Below are 12,284 nucleotides of genomic sequence, written 5' to 3'. Positions count from 1 at the left end.
AGGGAATTGTCCACCCAAAGGGGAAATGCGTGGACTTATCCACACCCGGGCGGCCGCCTCTGGATACGCCCTGGGGAGCAGCCCAGCATGGACCTATGCAATCCGAACCCCTTGTCCTGATCCTTGCCAGCCGCAGACGTGTCCTCACCGGCAGCAGCCGCAGTCTGAGCCGCGCCTACGCCAACGGCGAGCTTGTCCGCGTCCGGGCGGGCGTCTACTGCAGCAAGCCTGCATGGCTGGCCGTCAAGGCCTGGAAACGCTACTCGGCGACAGTTGCAGCGGTTGCTGCGATGGAGCCCGCAGCAGGCTTCTGCTATCTGACCGCTTTGCGTCTATGGCGATTGCCCTGCCCGGGCGTGCCGGACCATGTCCACATGATCACGTCGTCCCCGCATAAGGCAGGCAAACTCCCATCGACCACCCGGGCCGCAAAGGACCCCAAGACTGGCTTCACCGGCCTGGAAAACGTGCGCGGCTACGGAGTCGCCCGGCATCACTGGGAAGCCAACATCGTCCAGGTCCGCGGGTTCGCCGTGACATCGCTCGTTCAGACGGTGATGGATTGTCTTGTCCGTCTGGAACTTCCTGAGGCTGTGGCCATTGCAGACAACGTGCTGGGGCGCCGGCGCATTGAAGGCGAGAGCCTCACCCGGGTTGACCTGGAGCAGGCATCGGCGGGCCTTGCGTCGGCTGCCAAACGCCGCCGGGTTTTGGAAGTATTGTCACTCGCTGACGAAGCAGCGGAGTCGGTTGGGGAATCCCGCAGCAGGGCACTCATCCATGTGCTTGGGTACCCGCCTCCGGTCCTGCAGCACTCCTTCTACGACCACGAAGGATTCATAGCGCGGACCGACTTCTTTTGGCCCGAATACGGCGTCGTTGGGGAGTTCGACGGCGACGCCAAGTATCTCGACGACGAACTTCTGGGCGGTCGCAGCACGCGGGAGGCCATCCTGGCGGAGAAAAAGCGCGAGGACCGGCTACGGGCGCTCGGCTACACGGTTGTCCGCTGGGACTGGAAAGCTGTGACTGACCCGGAGGTGCTGCGGCGAAAGCTCGAAGGTGCCGGACTTAGCAGGAGAAAATCCCCGCCGCGTGGACCACTCCCCTTCGCGTAGACGGGGGAATGGACCATGCGACGGGGAATTCCCGGAAGCTAGAGGACCGGGAGGACTTCCAGGCCGCCGATGTACTTCTGCAGTGCTGCCGGGACGTTGACCGAACCATCCGCATTCTGGTGGTGCTCCAGGATGGCCACGATCCAGCGCGTGGTGGCCAGCGTGCCGTTGAGGGTGGCTACCGCCCGGGTTCCCTTCGGCGCACCATCCTCGTTGAAGACCCGCTCGCGGATGTTGAGGCGGCGGGCCTGGAAGGTGGTGCAGTTGGAGGTGGACGTCAGCTCACGGTAGGCGCCCTGCGTGGGGACCCAGGCTTCGCAGTCGAACTTACGGGCCGCAGACATGCCGAGGTCACCGGCGGCGGTGTCGATCACGCGGTACGGGAGCTCGCATTTGGCCAGCATCTCCTCTTCCCAGGCGAGCAGGCGTGCATGTTCGGCGGCAGCCTCTTCGACAGTGGTGTAGACGAACATCTCCACTTTGTTGAACTGGTGCACACGGATGATGCCGCGGGTGTCCTTGCCGTGCGAGCCGGCCTCGCGACGGTAGCAGGAGCTCTGGCCGGCGAACCGGATGGGCCCTGGCGTGAGGTCCAGGATCTCGTCCGCGTGGTACCCGGCCAGGGGCACCTCGGAGGTTCCCACGAGGTAAAGGTCGTCTTCAGCGAGACGGTAGATCTCGGCGTCGTGCTTGACGTCGAAGCCGGTGCCCTGCATGGTCTCGGGACGCACGAGGGTGGGGGTGATCATGGGGATGAAGCCAGCCTCGATTGCCTGCTCCATGGCCATCTGCAGCAGCGCCATCTCAAGCCGGGCACCCACGCCACGCAGGAAGTAAAAGCGGGAGCCGGACACCTTCGCGCCGCGCTCCATGTCGATCGCGCCGATCAGTTCGCCGATTTCGAGGTGGTCGCGCGGTTCAAAGTCGGGGAACTCGCGGGGAGTGCCAACGGTCTTGACCACAACGTAGTCGTCCTCGCCGCCTTCGGGCACTCCGTCCTCAATGAGGTTCGGGATGGCACGCAGCAGTTCGTCCTGCTTGGCCTGCGCGGCGTCAGCCTCGGCGGAAGCAGCCTTGACCGTGTTGGCGAGCTCCTTGACCTCCGCGAGGAGCGCCTTCTTCTCCTCGCCCTTGGCCTGGGCGACCTTCTTGCCGAAGACGTTCTGTTCGGCGCGGAGGTTTTCGTACCGGATCAGGGCCGCACGCCGGGCGGAGTCTGCGGCGATGATCGCGTCCACCACGGATTCGTCCGCGCCGCGGGCGCGCTGGCTGGCACGGAACTTGTCCGGATTTTCGCTGAGGTCTTTTACGTCGATCACCAGACAAGAGTATCGAATCCCGCGGCGGCAGCGCGGCCAAGGAAAGGGCGGGAACGCGGACCCTCCTGCCGGGATACTGTTGAACCACCATGAGCGACTGGCTGCTTTACCTCCTGAGTGCCGCGGCACTGGCCTTCGCCGTCTCCAGTTGGTGGGGCGTGCGCAAGCTCAAAGCCCTTCACATCCGAAGTGCAGTCGCCGAAGATTCGCACGAGGCGGGCCTTACCCACCAGCGGGTGGCGGTGATTCTCAACCCTGTCAAAGCACGCGCCCCGGAGGCCAAAGCAGCCATCCAGCGGGCCTGCCTTGCCGCGGGCTGGGACGATCCCCTGTTCCTCGAGACGACCGCCGAGGACCCGGGCCACACCCAGGCCCGGGCGGCACTGGACTACAAGCCCGACGTCGTCTTGGTGGGCGGTGGCGACGGCACCGTGCGGGTGGTGGCAGAGTCCCTCGCCCGCACCGATATCGCCATGGGCATCATCCCGCTTGGCACCGGAAACCTGCTGGCCCGCAACGTGGACCTGGACGTCAACGACCTCCAGTCCAATGTACAGACGGCGCTGTTCGGACAGCAGCGCTATATCGACACAGCGCGAATGGGCATCGAGAACTCCCGCACTGGACACTCCTCCGAACACGCGTTCCTGGTGATCGCGGGAATCGGCCTGGACGCGGAAATCCTTGCAGACACCAATGATGGCCTCAAGAGAGCGGTGGGTTGGCTGGCGTACACCGAGGCCGGCATGCGGCATCTTCCCGGCAGGCGGCGGAAAGTGTCCATCACCTTGGACGACGGCCCTGAACAGGCCCGGAACATCCGCAGCGTCCTGTTTGCCAACTGCGGGCTGGTGCCCGGGGGCATCGATTTCATCCCGCAGGCCATGATCGATGACGGCATGCTTGATGTGGTTGTCATGAGCCCGCGGAGCGCGCTTGGCTGGATCATCATGTACGGCAAGGTCCTGCTCAGGCACAGGGGGAACCTGCCGATCATGACGATGTACCGGTCCGGGAAAATCGTGATCAAGTGCCCCGAGCCGATGCCCACACAGCTCGACGGCGACACCGCCGGGGAAGCCACCAAGGTCACCGTGCGCGTGGAGCCGAGGTCCCTCCTGATCCGGGTGAAGGGCCAGCCGCAGGCCTGAGCGCCGGCGGCCGTTGGATATTTGGTGGCGCCTTAGGCGGTGGCCTTCTTGGCGGCCTCGGCGGCAGCTTTGGCAGCCCGGGCCTCGGACTGTTCACGGATCATAGCCTGCTCTTCTTCGAAGCGCAGGCGGTCAGCGCGGTCTGCATCGTCGCCGTCCCAGTCCTGGTTATCGGCAGTCGGTTTGGGATTGACAATCATTCCCTGGCCGTCATTGTCAGTAGTGCTGCTCATGACCCGCTCCCTTCGTTAGGGGCCGTCCCCCAATGTGGATCAAGTAAGCATACGCATTGTATTAACTGCGCGGTAGTACTTGGACCTACGCTGTGGGCGAAGCCCCGGAAACGGTTTCGGAGGGGGATGCCTGCCCGCGAACGATGGCCCCCACCCACTCGTGGGCAGCCTGGAATGCTTCGTCGGACGTGTGCGGGGCGACGTACGCGGCTTGGGCATCCGCCCGTTCATACGAACCCAGAAAGCGTGTGGCGGGACTGATCCGGTGGAGCCCTGCCAGCGCATCGGCAACCCGAGCGTCGCCGATGTGACCGTCCGCGTCAATGCTGAAGAAGTAGTGGCCCAGGTACTGCCCGGTAGGCCGGGATTCGATCCTGCTGAGGTTGACTCCCCGGGTTGCGAACTGATCCAGGATTTCCATCAGCGCACCCGGGTGGTCCTCCGGGAGGGGCACCACCACAGTGGTCTTGTCCGCGCCGGTGCGCTCCGGCAGCGCTCCCGGCCGGCTGACCAGGACAAACCGCGTCACGGCGCCGGGGTTATCGCCGATGTTCTCAGCCAGCACGGTAAGCCCCGGCTGCTCCTGGGCAACGATGGGCGCGCAGATGGCGGCGTCGTAGTGCGCGCCGCCCTCCAGCAACCCCATGGCGGAAGCCGCGGTGGACGAACCTGGAACATATTCGACGCCGGGAATATTGGCATCAACCCACAGCCGGCACTGTGCCCAGGCATGCCCATGGGTCGAGACCCGACGGATCTGGGAGACGGCAACTCCGGGCCGTGCCACGAGGACAAAGCTGATGGGCACCAGGACTTCGCGGATGATGCGTAGTTCCTGCCCGCTGGCGATGGCATCCAGGGTGGCGGTCACACCGCCCTCTACGGAGTTTTCGATCGGCACCATGGCGGCATCGGCGGAGCCCTCCCGTACCTTGTCCAACGCCGCGTTGACGTTCGAGGCCGGGATGCGGATTGCCGCGTCAGCCCCGGGAACCTGCAGCAGCGCCGCCTCGGTGAAGGTACCTTCGGGCCCGAGGAAGGTGTACGTAACGGGGGACGCGGGCATCGAATATTCCTTAGGGGTTATAAATTGGCGGAACCAGTATCCCGGCCGCTCGATCAACTCAGCACCGGACAGGCGGGCTTGCTAGAGAACCAGGGGCTTCAGTCCGTTGTCCGAAACGAGCGGCCGGCCGGACTCAAGCCACTGGTCCATTCCTCCTGCCACGTTGATTGCCGTGTAGCCCTGTCCGGTCAGCCACTGGGCCGCACGGAAGGAGCGGCCGCCGGTCCGGCAGATCACGAACACGTCCTCATCGGGATCAAGTTCACCAAGCCGCGACGGGAGCTGGTCCAGCGGAATGTGGAGGGCGTCCTCCGCGTGTCCGGCTACCCATTCGTAGTCTTCGCGGACGTCCAGGATCACGGCGTCGGCCGGGATGTCGTTGACTGGCACGGAATCGAAATCGCTCATGGGAGTCCTCTTTCGGAGAATCAGGGTCTCCTTCCAGCCTAGCGCCAGCCGCTCGCCGCGTTCCCGAAACCTGGGACAAGTTACGCTGTTGCTGACCCGTAGGAGGATCCTTGCCCGCTGAACAGCCCACCATCCTGGCCACCTCTGGAGGCTTCAAACCCGGAGTCCGGACCCGCTTGGAATTTGCCCGCCTGATCCATCACGCCGCCGATCTTTCCGGGGTCAGCGGGCGGGCACCGCGAGTGACGTACCTGGGCACGGCTTCAGGGGACCAACGCTGGTTCAGCGCGGAAATCGACGAGGCCGCGCGGGTTGCGGGCTTCGACTTCAGCCACCTGAATCTCTTCACCATGCCCAACCACCCGGATCCGGAGGCGCACCTCCTCGAGCAGGACGTGGTGTGGGTGGGCGGGGGCTCCGTGGTGAACCTGCTGGCTGTCTGGCGCGCCCACGGGCTGGACAGCGTCCTCCACCGGGTGTGGCAGCGCGGCGTGGTGCTGGCGGGGGTTTCGGCTGGGTCCATTTGCTGGTACCGGGGCGGCACCACCGACTCCTTTGGACCGGAGCTGCGTGCCGTCACCAACGGACTGGCCTTCCTGCCGTTCGCCAACGGCGTGCATTATGACTCCGAGGAAAGACGACGGCCGCTGGTCCACCGTCTCGTGGCTGATGGGACCCTGGGGGAAACGCATTGCACTGACGACGGCGTGGGTCTGGTCTATCACGGAACGGAACTGGTGGAGGCGGTAACCGAAGTCCGCGGCAAAGGCGCGTACATCGTCACTGCTGAGACTGACGCCTCTGGCGCCAAGGCCGCTTCCGAGAAGCGCCTGGAGCCACGTTTCCTTGGCTGAAATCCACGAGCTGTCCGCTGTCCAGCTGCGGGACTGCCTGCGGTCCGGTGAACTCTCGGCCCGGGAAACAGCTGCCCACTACCTGGCCCGGATCGAATCAGGCAACCGGCTCCTGGGCGCCTTTATCAACGTGACTGCCGAGCAGGCCATGGCCGACGCCGATGCCGCCGATGCAACCTTCGCGCGGCTCCGGCGCGGGCCGTCCGCGTCGGCGTCCGGGGCAGGGGCCGGTGAAGGGTTGCCCCTGCTCCACGGCGTGCCGGTCGCGTTCAAGGACCTGACCGACGTCGCGGGAGTGGTGACCACCCACGGCAGCGCCGCCCTGGACCACAAACCCGCAGTGACTGACGCAGCCCTGGTCACCACACTCAAGGCGGCCGGCGTCGTATCGCTGGGCAAGACCCAGGTTCCCGAGTTCGGCCTGACCGCGTACAGCGAAAACCGCATCGCCCCGCCGTCGCGCAATCCGCACGCCCCCAGCCGGAGTTCCGGCGGTTCCTCCGGAGGCAGCGCCGCCGCGGTTGCCGCGGGGCTGCTTCCGTTTGCCCCCGGGTCCGACGGCGGCGGTTCAGTCCGCATACCAGCCGCGGCTTGCGGACTGGTGGGCCTCAAACCGGGCCGTGGAGTGGTAGCTGCAGGGGAGAGTTCCGGTGATCCGGCGCGGCTGGTGGCGGCCGGTCCGCTGGCACGCAGCGCCGCGGACGCAGCGTTGCTGATGGATGCGCTGTCGGCCACGCCCGGAGATACCTACCTCGACTCTGTGGCGCACGAGCCAGGCCCCCTGCGAATTGGCATGACCTTGGACAGTCCCTGGTCCACTACCTTTCCGTTCACCCCCGAACCCGAAGCCCTCGACGCCCTTCGGGTGGGCATGGAACTCCTGGAGCGTGCCGGCCACCGGGTTACCGAAGCTGCCGTCCGGTACGACAACCGCTACCCCGGTGCGTTCACCACTGCCTGGACCGCCGCCGTCGGCACTGCCAGGATCAGCCCGCACCGCGAGGCGCTGCTGGCCCCGCTGACGCGGACGTTCCGGCGGCGGGCGCAGCAGCGCAGTGCGGCCAAGCTCAATGAGGCCCTGGCATTCCTGCGGCAATTCGAACGCGACACCCTCGCCCAGTACGGGCAGTGGGACCTGATGCTGATACCCACGCTCGCGCAAACTCCCCGTCCCGTGGGCTGGTTCACTGGTGCCGCCCACGGCGACGACCGCTGGCCTGCCGCCGAATGGGCCGGGGACGCCGACGGCGACTACCGGAAACAGTGCGAATACGCGCCATGGTCCTCCATGGTCAATGTCTGCGGATTGCCGGCCATCACCATACCCGTGTACTGGACAGGCGGCGGCCCTGGACAGAGCCTGCCGATGGGCATCCAACTGGTGGGGCCCGCGGGCTCCGAACGGCTGCTCCTCCAGGTGGCGGCACAGCTGGGGTTCTAAGGGCGAAGCACCAGGCTTTGCGATGCTCCACCGTCAACTTCCCAAAAAAACTGGCGCCGACGTAACCCATTGGTAACCGGCCAGGAGCACAATAAAGGGTAGGTCTCACATCAGCGGCAATCGCCGACGGCAAGCACTCAAAGAGGAGCTGCAATGGACATGAACGCTGAGCACCCATTCACCGGCGCTGGGGAAACGGGGGCGCTCAGGTCGGACCTGAGCAATGTCAATGTCCGGGAAGATCTGGCCCGCGCTGGCCGTTGCGCCAACGTCCACTTGGCGACCGGCCGGACCTGCCTGCTGCCGCTCCGGCATCACGGACCCTGCGAGTTCCACAAACCCCAGGAGGCGGACGACATCCTCCGCGGCTGAGCCCCACCCACGGAGTGGAATAGCCGTGCATAGGGGGTCGACTGATGGCTGCGACCGGAGGACGATTAAAGGGCAGTCACTATGAGGAGGCCTGTGATGTGCTATTCATCGAGCAAGGACTTCGGGTGGGGCTATAAGAAGGAAGCCGACCGGAAGCCCGAAGCGCGCCAGGAAACACCGCCGGACCGTCCCGAGCCGCACTACACGGCGCAGGACTTCAAGTTCTGGGCCTTCCCGCTTCGCCGGAAGACACCCGCAGCTGAAGAACCGGTTGCTGACCGCACGCACGAGAGAGTCTGACCCCCGCGGGGACGGAACTCCCAGAAGAAAGGCCTCCCCCCGGGGAGGCCTTTCCGCTGGGCGCTCACCTTAGAATCAGGCGGGCGTCGTCCATCCGGAAGCCCATCCTGCTGGGAGAATGGCTGCATGCTGGGACACTTCGTGCACGCGGCTTCAGTTCGGATGGACTCCGACGCCGACGCTGGAGCACCGGGCGCCGCCGTCACCCTGGAATTGTGCGGAAGCTGGAGCCACGAACCGCCCTGTCCGCTGGCCCCGCACCACACCAGCCCTGAGCGGAACGGTGCCGCGGTGGACCTGCGGATCGTCTTCGCCGTTGAACCGGCGCGGGAAGCCGAAGTTCGCCGCCGGATAGATAAGGCCCTGGCTTCGGGCTCCCTCACCGGTCCGGACGGGGTGAGGACGAACTGGTCCCTGCGGGACAGCCACGCAGGGGTGCTGAGCGCTGCGGAAAGCGAGCAGGCGAAGCGGATCGCCACGTCCTAGTCCACGCTGGACCGGGTGGGTCAGTAAGAATACCCGGACGTGCTGTACATGGCCCCGAATACGGCGACCAGCAACCAGAAGCCGCCGTATCCCAGCAGGCAGAGGTAGCCCAGGACCAGCCCGGTGATGGACAGGCCCTTGCTGGAGGGTTCACGCTTGAGCGCCAGGTGGCCGGTGATGATCGCAGCGACCTGTGGCAGCAGGAACCACCCGAGGATGACCGAGGCGATCCCGCACACCATGCTGGCGATGCTCAGCCCCTTGGGCTCGGCCGGCGCGCCATAGTAAGCGGGCTGCCCGTACGGATTGGACTGAGCGTAGGGGCTGGAAGGCTGGCCGTAGACACCGGGCGGCTGGCCATACGGGTCGGCCGGCTGCGCGTACGATCCACCGTATTGCCCGCCGGGCTGGCCATATTGGCCGGCGCTGTATTGGTTCTGGCCAAACTGCGGCGGCTCGGACTGTGGCTGGCCGTACTGGCCCGCACCATACTGGGTCTGGCCGAACTGGTTCTGGCCATAAACGGGTGGGGCGGGGATCTCCGTGCCCTGCGGCGGCACAAATTGCGGTGGCTCGTAGCCCGCCGGCGAATCTCCCGAACCGTGGGTGCCGGACCCCTGTGAATCCGGGCGCGGCGTTGGCTGTTCACTCATGATTTTCCCCCTCAAAAGTCTTTGGTCCCAGCCTACCGCCGACACTATGGCAGGACTACCGGCTGACGGGACTACCAGCCCCAAAAAGGCAGGACGTACACGGCAAAGATCACAAAGGCGCCCAGGAGGACGAGCCTGGCCGTGCTGCCGGCAGCGTGATCGTGTGCCCTGGCCTTGCGTCCGCCCGTCCGCGTGGTTCCCCTTCCGCCGTGGCCGGCGGCCACAGGCCGACGAAGCGCGGTCCTGCCTGACTGAACCCGGCCTGAGTGAACCCGGCCCGTCTCTTCCGGTCCCGTCCCGGCGCGCCCATCAGCTGACGCCGCAGTCGCTGCCCTGGTGACAGCCGCGGCACTCATCCCCAGCAGCGCACTTTCGGCCTGCTCCTGAGTCAGCATCTGCCCCAAGTGCGCGTAGAGGCCGACTACGGTCTGCTGGTCCAGGACGGTTGGGAGGGCCCTAACCGCCGCAACAACGCGATCCACCCCGGCCACTGCCACGTCAGAGCTCGTGATGCCGAAGAGGTGAGGCTGTGCAGCCATGCAGATCAGTGACCGGACCAGCCGCCTGTGCGGAGGCGCCAGCACGGAGGCTACGGCCGCGCACTGGGCCAGCGCGCCCTCCACGGATTGCGTCCGTGAATAGCGCCCCTGCCAAAGAACGCCCGACGAAACCCGGACCTCGCCGGTCCAGTTCTTGGCATCCACCACCACGATGCCGCCCGGGCCCACGAGCACATGGTCCAGGTTGGCCTTGGGGCGCCCGGGCCAGTGCACGTCATGGAGTACGTACCAGCCGTGCGGGATCAGCTGGCTCAGCCTGTCGGCGATGATCCTTTCCCCCACCGCCCCCGCGTCCCAGGATCTGGTTTGCCGCTCCGCCTGGTCGAGCTGGCGCCTGAGCCGTGCCACCCGTTCCGCAGCCAGCCTGGACTGCTCGGCTGCGCCGTCGCCTGCCGCCATGACCATTCCCCCACTCTTCCGCCACCCGACGCTGCGGTGAGTCCCGCCGTCGTCCTTGTCCTTACGAGTTTTTTGAAAGTAACAGCGTCGCGGGTGGCCGGTATATAAGTACTTTTAGGCCTGTGTACTCAGGCTGACTACTTGCTTCGCGTCCGTCGCAGCAGATTCTCTTTCGTCATAGGGGCCGGATTTTGGACCCGGCGTTTGGACTCCAGCCCCCGTCTGGCATGCTGGTGCCATGGCTAGCCGCGCGGGCACAGTTGCCCAACCCCAGGACCTTGTTGACATCACTGCGCTCCTTGACGCGTATTACGACATCACACCGGACCTGGGGGACCCCGGCCAGCGCGTGGCGTTCGGCACCTCCGGGCACCGGGGTTCGAGCCTCAAGGCATCGTTCAACGAAAAGCACATCGTCGCCATTACGCAGGCCATCGTGGAGTACCGCGCGGGCCAGGGCATTACCGGCCCCCTCTTCCTGGCCAAGGACACCCACGCCCTGAGCGAGCCGGCGCAGAACTCGGCGCTTGAGGTGCTGGCCGCCAACGGCGTCCACGTCCTGATCGACGCCCGCCACGGCTACACGCCTACACCCGCCCTGAGCCACGCCATCCTGACCTACAACAAGGCTCGGCTGCCCGGGGCGCCCGAGGCCGATGGCATCGTGGTCACGCCCAGCCACAATCCCCCGGCCGACGGCGGCTTCAAGTACAACCCTCCGCACGGCGGACCCGCCGACTCCGACGCCACGGGCTGGATCGCCAACCGGGCCAACGAACTGCTCGAAAATGACCTCCGGGGCGTGAAGCGCATCCCGCTGGCTGACGCCCTCGCCGCAGACAGCACAGGGAAATTCGACTTCCTCAGCAGCTACGTTGACGACCTCCCGTCGGTGCTGAACCTGGACGCCATCCGCGACGCCGGCGTCCGCATCGGCGCGGACCCCATGGGCGGTGCCGCAGTGGACTACTGGGGCGAAATCGGCGAGCGCCACCACCTGAACCTCACCGTGGTGAACCCCACCGTGGATCCGCAGTGGGCCTTTATGACCCTTGACTGGGACGAAAAAATCCGGATGGACTGCTCGTCACCGTCCGCGATGGCCTCGCTGATCAAGCGGATGTCCGACGGCGGTGCTGCCGCCGCCTTCGACGTCGCGACCGGCAATGACGCCGACGCCGACCGCCACGGCATCGTGACCCCCGATGGCGGGCTGATGAACCCGAACCATTACCTCGCCGTCGCCATCGATTACCTCTACCGCAACCGCAGCGGCTGGAACCCGAACTCGGTGGTGGGCAAGACGCTGGTCTCTTCCTCCATCATCGACCGCGTGGCCGAGAGCCTGGGCCGCAAGCTGGTGGAAGTTCCCGTGGGCTTCAAGTGGTTTGTGCCCGGCCTGCTGTCCGGAGAAGGCGCATTCGGCGGCGAGGAATCGGCCGGCGCTTCCTTTAACAAGAAGGACGGCAGTGTCTGGACCACCGATAAGGACGGCATCCTGCTGGCGCTGCTCGCCTCGGAGATCACCGCAGTCACTGGCAAGTCCCCGTCCCAGCTCTACAAAGGGCTAACGGACCAGTTCGGCGCCCCGGTCTACGCGCGCATCGATGCCGCGGCCACACGGGAGCAGAAGGCGGCACTGGGCAAGTTGTCGCCGTCGGACGTCACGGCAACCGAGCTGGCCGGAGAATCCATCATTGCCAAACTGACCGAGGCGCCTGGCAACGGTGCGTCCATCGGCGGGCTGAAAGTGGTCACCGAGAACGCCTGGTTCGCGGCCCGCCCGTCCGGGACCGAGGACGTTTACAAGATCTACGCCGAGTCCTTTAAGGGCGAGGAACACCTCAAGCAGGTCCAGGCAGAGGCCAAGGCCCTGGTGGACGGCGTCATCGCCTAGCGGACAGTCGAGGCTGCGGCAGCGGGA

At 66.0% G+C, this 12,284-nt stretch carries 14 protein-coding genes; 8 read left to right on the top strand and 6 right to left on the bottom strand.

The window, feature by feature from the left end; genetic code table 11:
- The first annotated feature begins 95 nt into the window (after positions 1–95).
- Positions 96–1,118, top strand: a complete 1,023-nt coding sequence (locus V9L18_RS01540; protein ID WP_337345410.1) for a hypothetical protein — start codon at positions 96–98, stop codon at positions 1,116–1,118.
- Positions 1,119–1,156: 38 nt separating this feature from the next.
- Here the strand turns inward: V9L18_RS01540 and serS are convergent, their stop codons facing one another.
- Entirely contained in the window at positions 1,157–2,437 is a 1,281-nt protein-coding gene (serS, locus tag V9L18_RS01535) for a serine--tRNA ligase (RefSeq protein ID WP_337345409.1), read from the bottom strand.
- An 89-nt stretch (positions 2,438–2,526) separates the two neighbouring features.
- Between serS and V9L18_RS01530 the strand changes: the two genes are divergently transcribed.
- On the top strand, positions 2,527–3,588 hold the full coding sequence (locus V9L18_RS01530) for a diacylglycerol/lipid kinase family protein (RefSeq protein ID WP_337345408.1): 1,062 nt from the start codon (positions 2,527–2,529) through the stop codon (positions 3,586–3,588).
- Between the two features lie 32 nt (positions 3,589–3,620).
- Here V9L18_RS01530 and V9L18_RS01525 read toward each other — a convergent pair whose 3' ends face one another.
- From V9L18_RS01525 to V9L18_RS01515, 3 genes are all read right to left on the bottom strand, one after another.
- Complete coding sequence (locus tag V9L18_RS01525) at positions 3,621–3,821, bottom strand: hypothetical protein (RefSeq protein ID WP_337345407.1); 201 nt, start codon at positions 3,819–3,821, stop codon at positions 3,621–3,623.
- A gap of 85 nt (positions 3,822–3,906) precedes the next feature.
- Positions 3,907–4,887, bottom strand: coding sequence for a prephenate dehydratase (gene pheA, locus V9L18_RS01520; RefSeq protein ID WP_337345406.1), 981 nt, complete (start codon positions 4,885–4,887; stop codon positions 3,907–3,909).
- 81 nt (positions 4,888–4,968) lie between these two features.
- A complete protein-coding gene (locus V9L18_RS01515) occupies positions 4,969–5,295 on the bottom strand; it encodes a rhodanese-like domain-containing protein (protein ID WP_337345405.1) in 327 nt (108 codons plus the stop codon).
- A 110-nt stretch (positions 5,296–5,405) separates the two neighbouring features.
- On the opposite strand from V9L18_RS01515, the gene V9L18_RS01510 reads away from it, so the two are divergent.
- From V9L18_RS01510 to V9L18_RS01490, 5 genes are all read left to right on the top strand, one after another.
- Complete coding sequence (locus tag V9L18_RS01510) at positions 5,406–6,149, top strand: peptidase E (protein ID WP_337345404.1); 744 nt, start codon at positions 5,406–5,408, stop codon at positions 6,147–6,149.
- Complete coding sequence (locus V9L18_RS01505; protein WP_337345403.1) at positions 6,142–7,590, top strand: amidase; 1,449 nt, start codon at positions 6,142–6,144, stop codon at positions 7,588–7,590. Before V9L18_RS01510 ends, V9L18_RS01505 begins: the two co-directional genes overlap by 8 nt.
- Before the next feature lie 153 nt (positions 7,591–7,743).
- Positions 7,744–7,962, top strand: coding sequence for a hypothetical protein (locus V9L18_RS01500; protein ID WP_337345402.1), 219 nt, complete (start codon positions 7,744–7,746; stop codon positions 7,960–7,962).
- A 96-nt stretch (positions 7,963–8,058) separates the two neighbouring features.
- Positions 8,059–8,262: a hypothetical protein gene (locus V9L18_RS01495; protein ID WP_337345401.1), complete on the top strand. Its 204-nt coding sequence runs from the start codon at positions 8,059–8,061 to the stop codon at positions 8,260–8,262.
- 126 nt (positions 8,263–8,388) lie between these two features.
- Entirely contained in the window at positions 8,389–8,748 is a 360-nt protein-coding gene (locus tag V9L18_RS01490) for a hypothetical protein (protein ID WP_337345400.1), read from the top strand.
- Between the two features lie 20 nt (positions 8,749–8,768).
- On the opposite strand, the gene V9L18_RS01485 is transcribed toward V9L18_RS01490, so the two are convergent.
- Both V9L18_RS01485 and V9L18_RS01480 read right to left on the bottom strand, forming a co-directional pair.
- Positions 8,769–9,401 (bottom strand): DUF4190 domain-containing protein, encoded by a 633-nt coding sequence (locus V9L18_RS01485; protein WP_337345399.1) that lies wholly within the window; start codon positions 9,399–9,401, stop codon positions 8,769–8,771.
- 71 nt (positions 9,402–9,472) lie between these two features.
- Positions 9,473–10,366: a nuclease-related domain-containing protein gene (locus V9L18_RS01480; protein ID WP_337345398.1), complete on the bottom strand. Its 894-nt coding sequence runs from the start codon at positions 10,364–10,366 to the stop codon at positions 9,473–9,475.
- Positions 10,367–10,598: 232 nt separating this feature from the next.
- Here V9L18_RS01480 and pgm point away from each other — a divergent pair, with 232 nt between their 5' ends.
- Positions 10,599–12,257: a phosphoglucomutase (alpha-D-glucose-1,6-bisphosphate-dependent) gene (gene pgm / locus V9L18_RS01475; protein ID WP_337345397.1), complete on the top strand. Its 1,659-nt coding sequence runs from the start codon at positions 10,599–10,601 to the stop codon at positions 12,255–12,257.
- Positions 12,258–12,284: the final 27 nt, after the last annotated feature.

This window comes from Pseudarthrobacter sp. CCNWLW217, assembly GCF_037203985.1.
In the GTDB taxonomy this organism is placed as follows: domain Bacteria; phylum Actinomycetota; class Actinomycetes; order Actinomycetales; family Micrococcaceae; genus Arthrobacter.
Note: the sequence above shows the minus strand (reverse complement) of the source record. Positions and strands in the feature narration are given on the sequence as shown.

Excerpts from the sequence above, each read along its gene's own strand:
- pgm (WP_337345397.1), top strand. The coding sequence starts at position 10,599 with ATGGCTAGCCGCGCGGGCACAGTTGCCCAACCCCAGGACCTTGTTGAC.
- V9L18_RS01490 (WP_337345400.1), top strand. The coding sequence starts at position 8,389 with ATGCTGGGACACTTCGTGCACGCGGCTTCAGTTCGGATGGACTCCGAC.
- V9L18_RS01495 (WP_337345401.1), top strand. The coding sequence starts at position 8,059 with ATGTGCTATTCATCGAGCAAGGACTTCGGGTGGGGCTATAAGAAGGAA.
- V9L18_RS01515 (WP_337345405.1), bottom strand. The coding sequence starts at position 5,295 with ATGAGCGATTTCGATTCCGTGCCAGTCAACGACATCCCGGCCGACGCC.
- V9L18_RS01525 (WP_337345407.1), bottom strand. The coding sequence starts at position 3,821 with ATGAGCAGCACTACTGACAATGACGGCCAGGGAATGATTGTCAATCCC.
- V9L18_RS01530 (WP_337345408.1), top strand. The coding sequence starts at position 2,527 with ATGAGCGACTGGCTGCTTTACCTCCTGAGTGCCGCGGCACTGGCCTTC.
- V9L18_RS01480 (WP_337345398.1), bottom strand. The coding sequence starts at position 10,366 with ATGGTCATGGCGGCAGGCGACGGCGCAGCCGAGCAGTCCAGGCTGGCT.
- V9L18_RS01540 (WP_337345410.1), top strand. The coding sequence starts at position 96 with ATGCAATCCGAACCCCTTGTCCTGATCCTTGCCAGCCGCAGACGTGTC.
- V9L18_RS01485 (WP_337345399.1), bottom strand. The coding sequence starts at position 9,401 with ATGAGTGAACAGCCAACGCCGCGCCCGGATTCACAGGGGTCCGGCACC.
- V9L18_RS01500 (WP_337345402.1), top strand. The coding sequence starts at position 7,744 with ATGGACATGAACGCTGAGCACCCATTCACCGGCGCTGGGGAAACGGGG.
- pheA (WP_337345406.1), bottom strand. The coding sequence starts at position 4,887 with ATGCCCGCGTCCCCCGTTACGTACACCTTCCTCGGGCCCGAAGGTACC.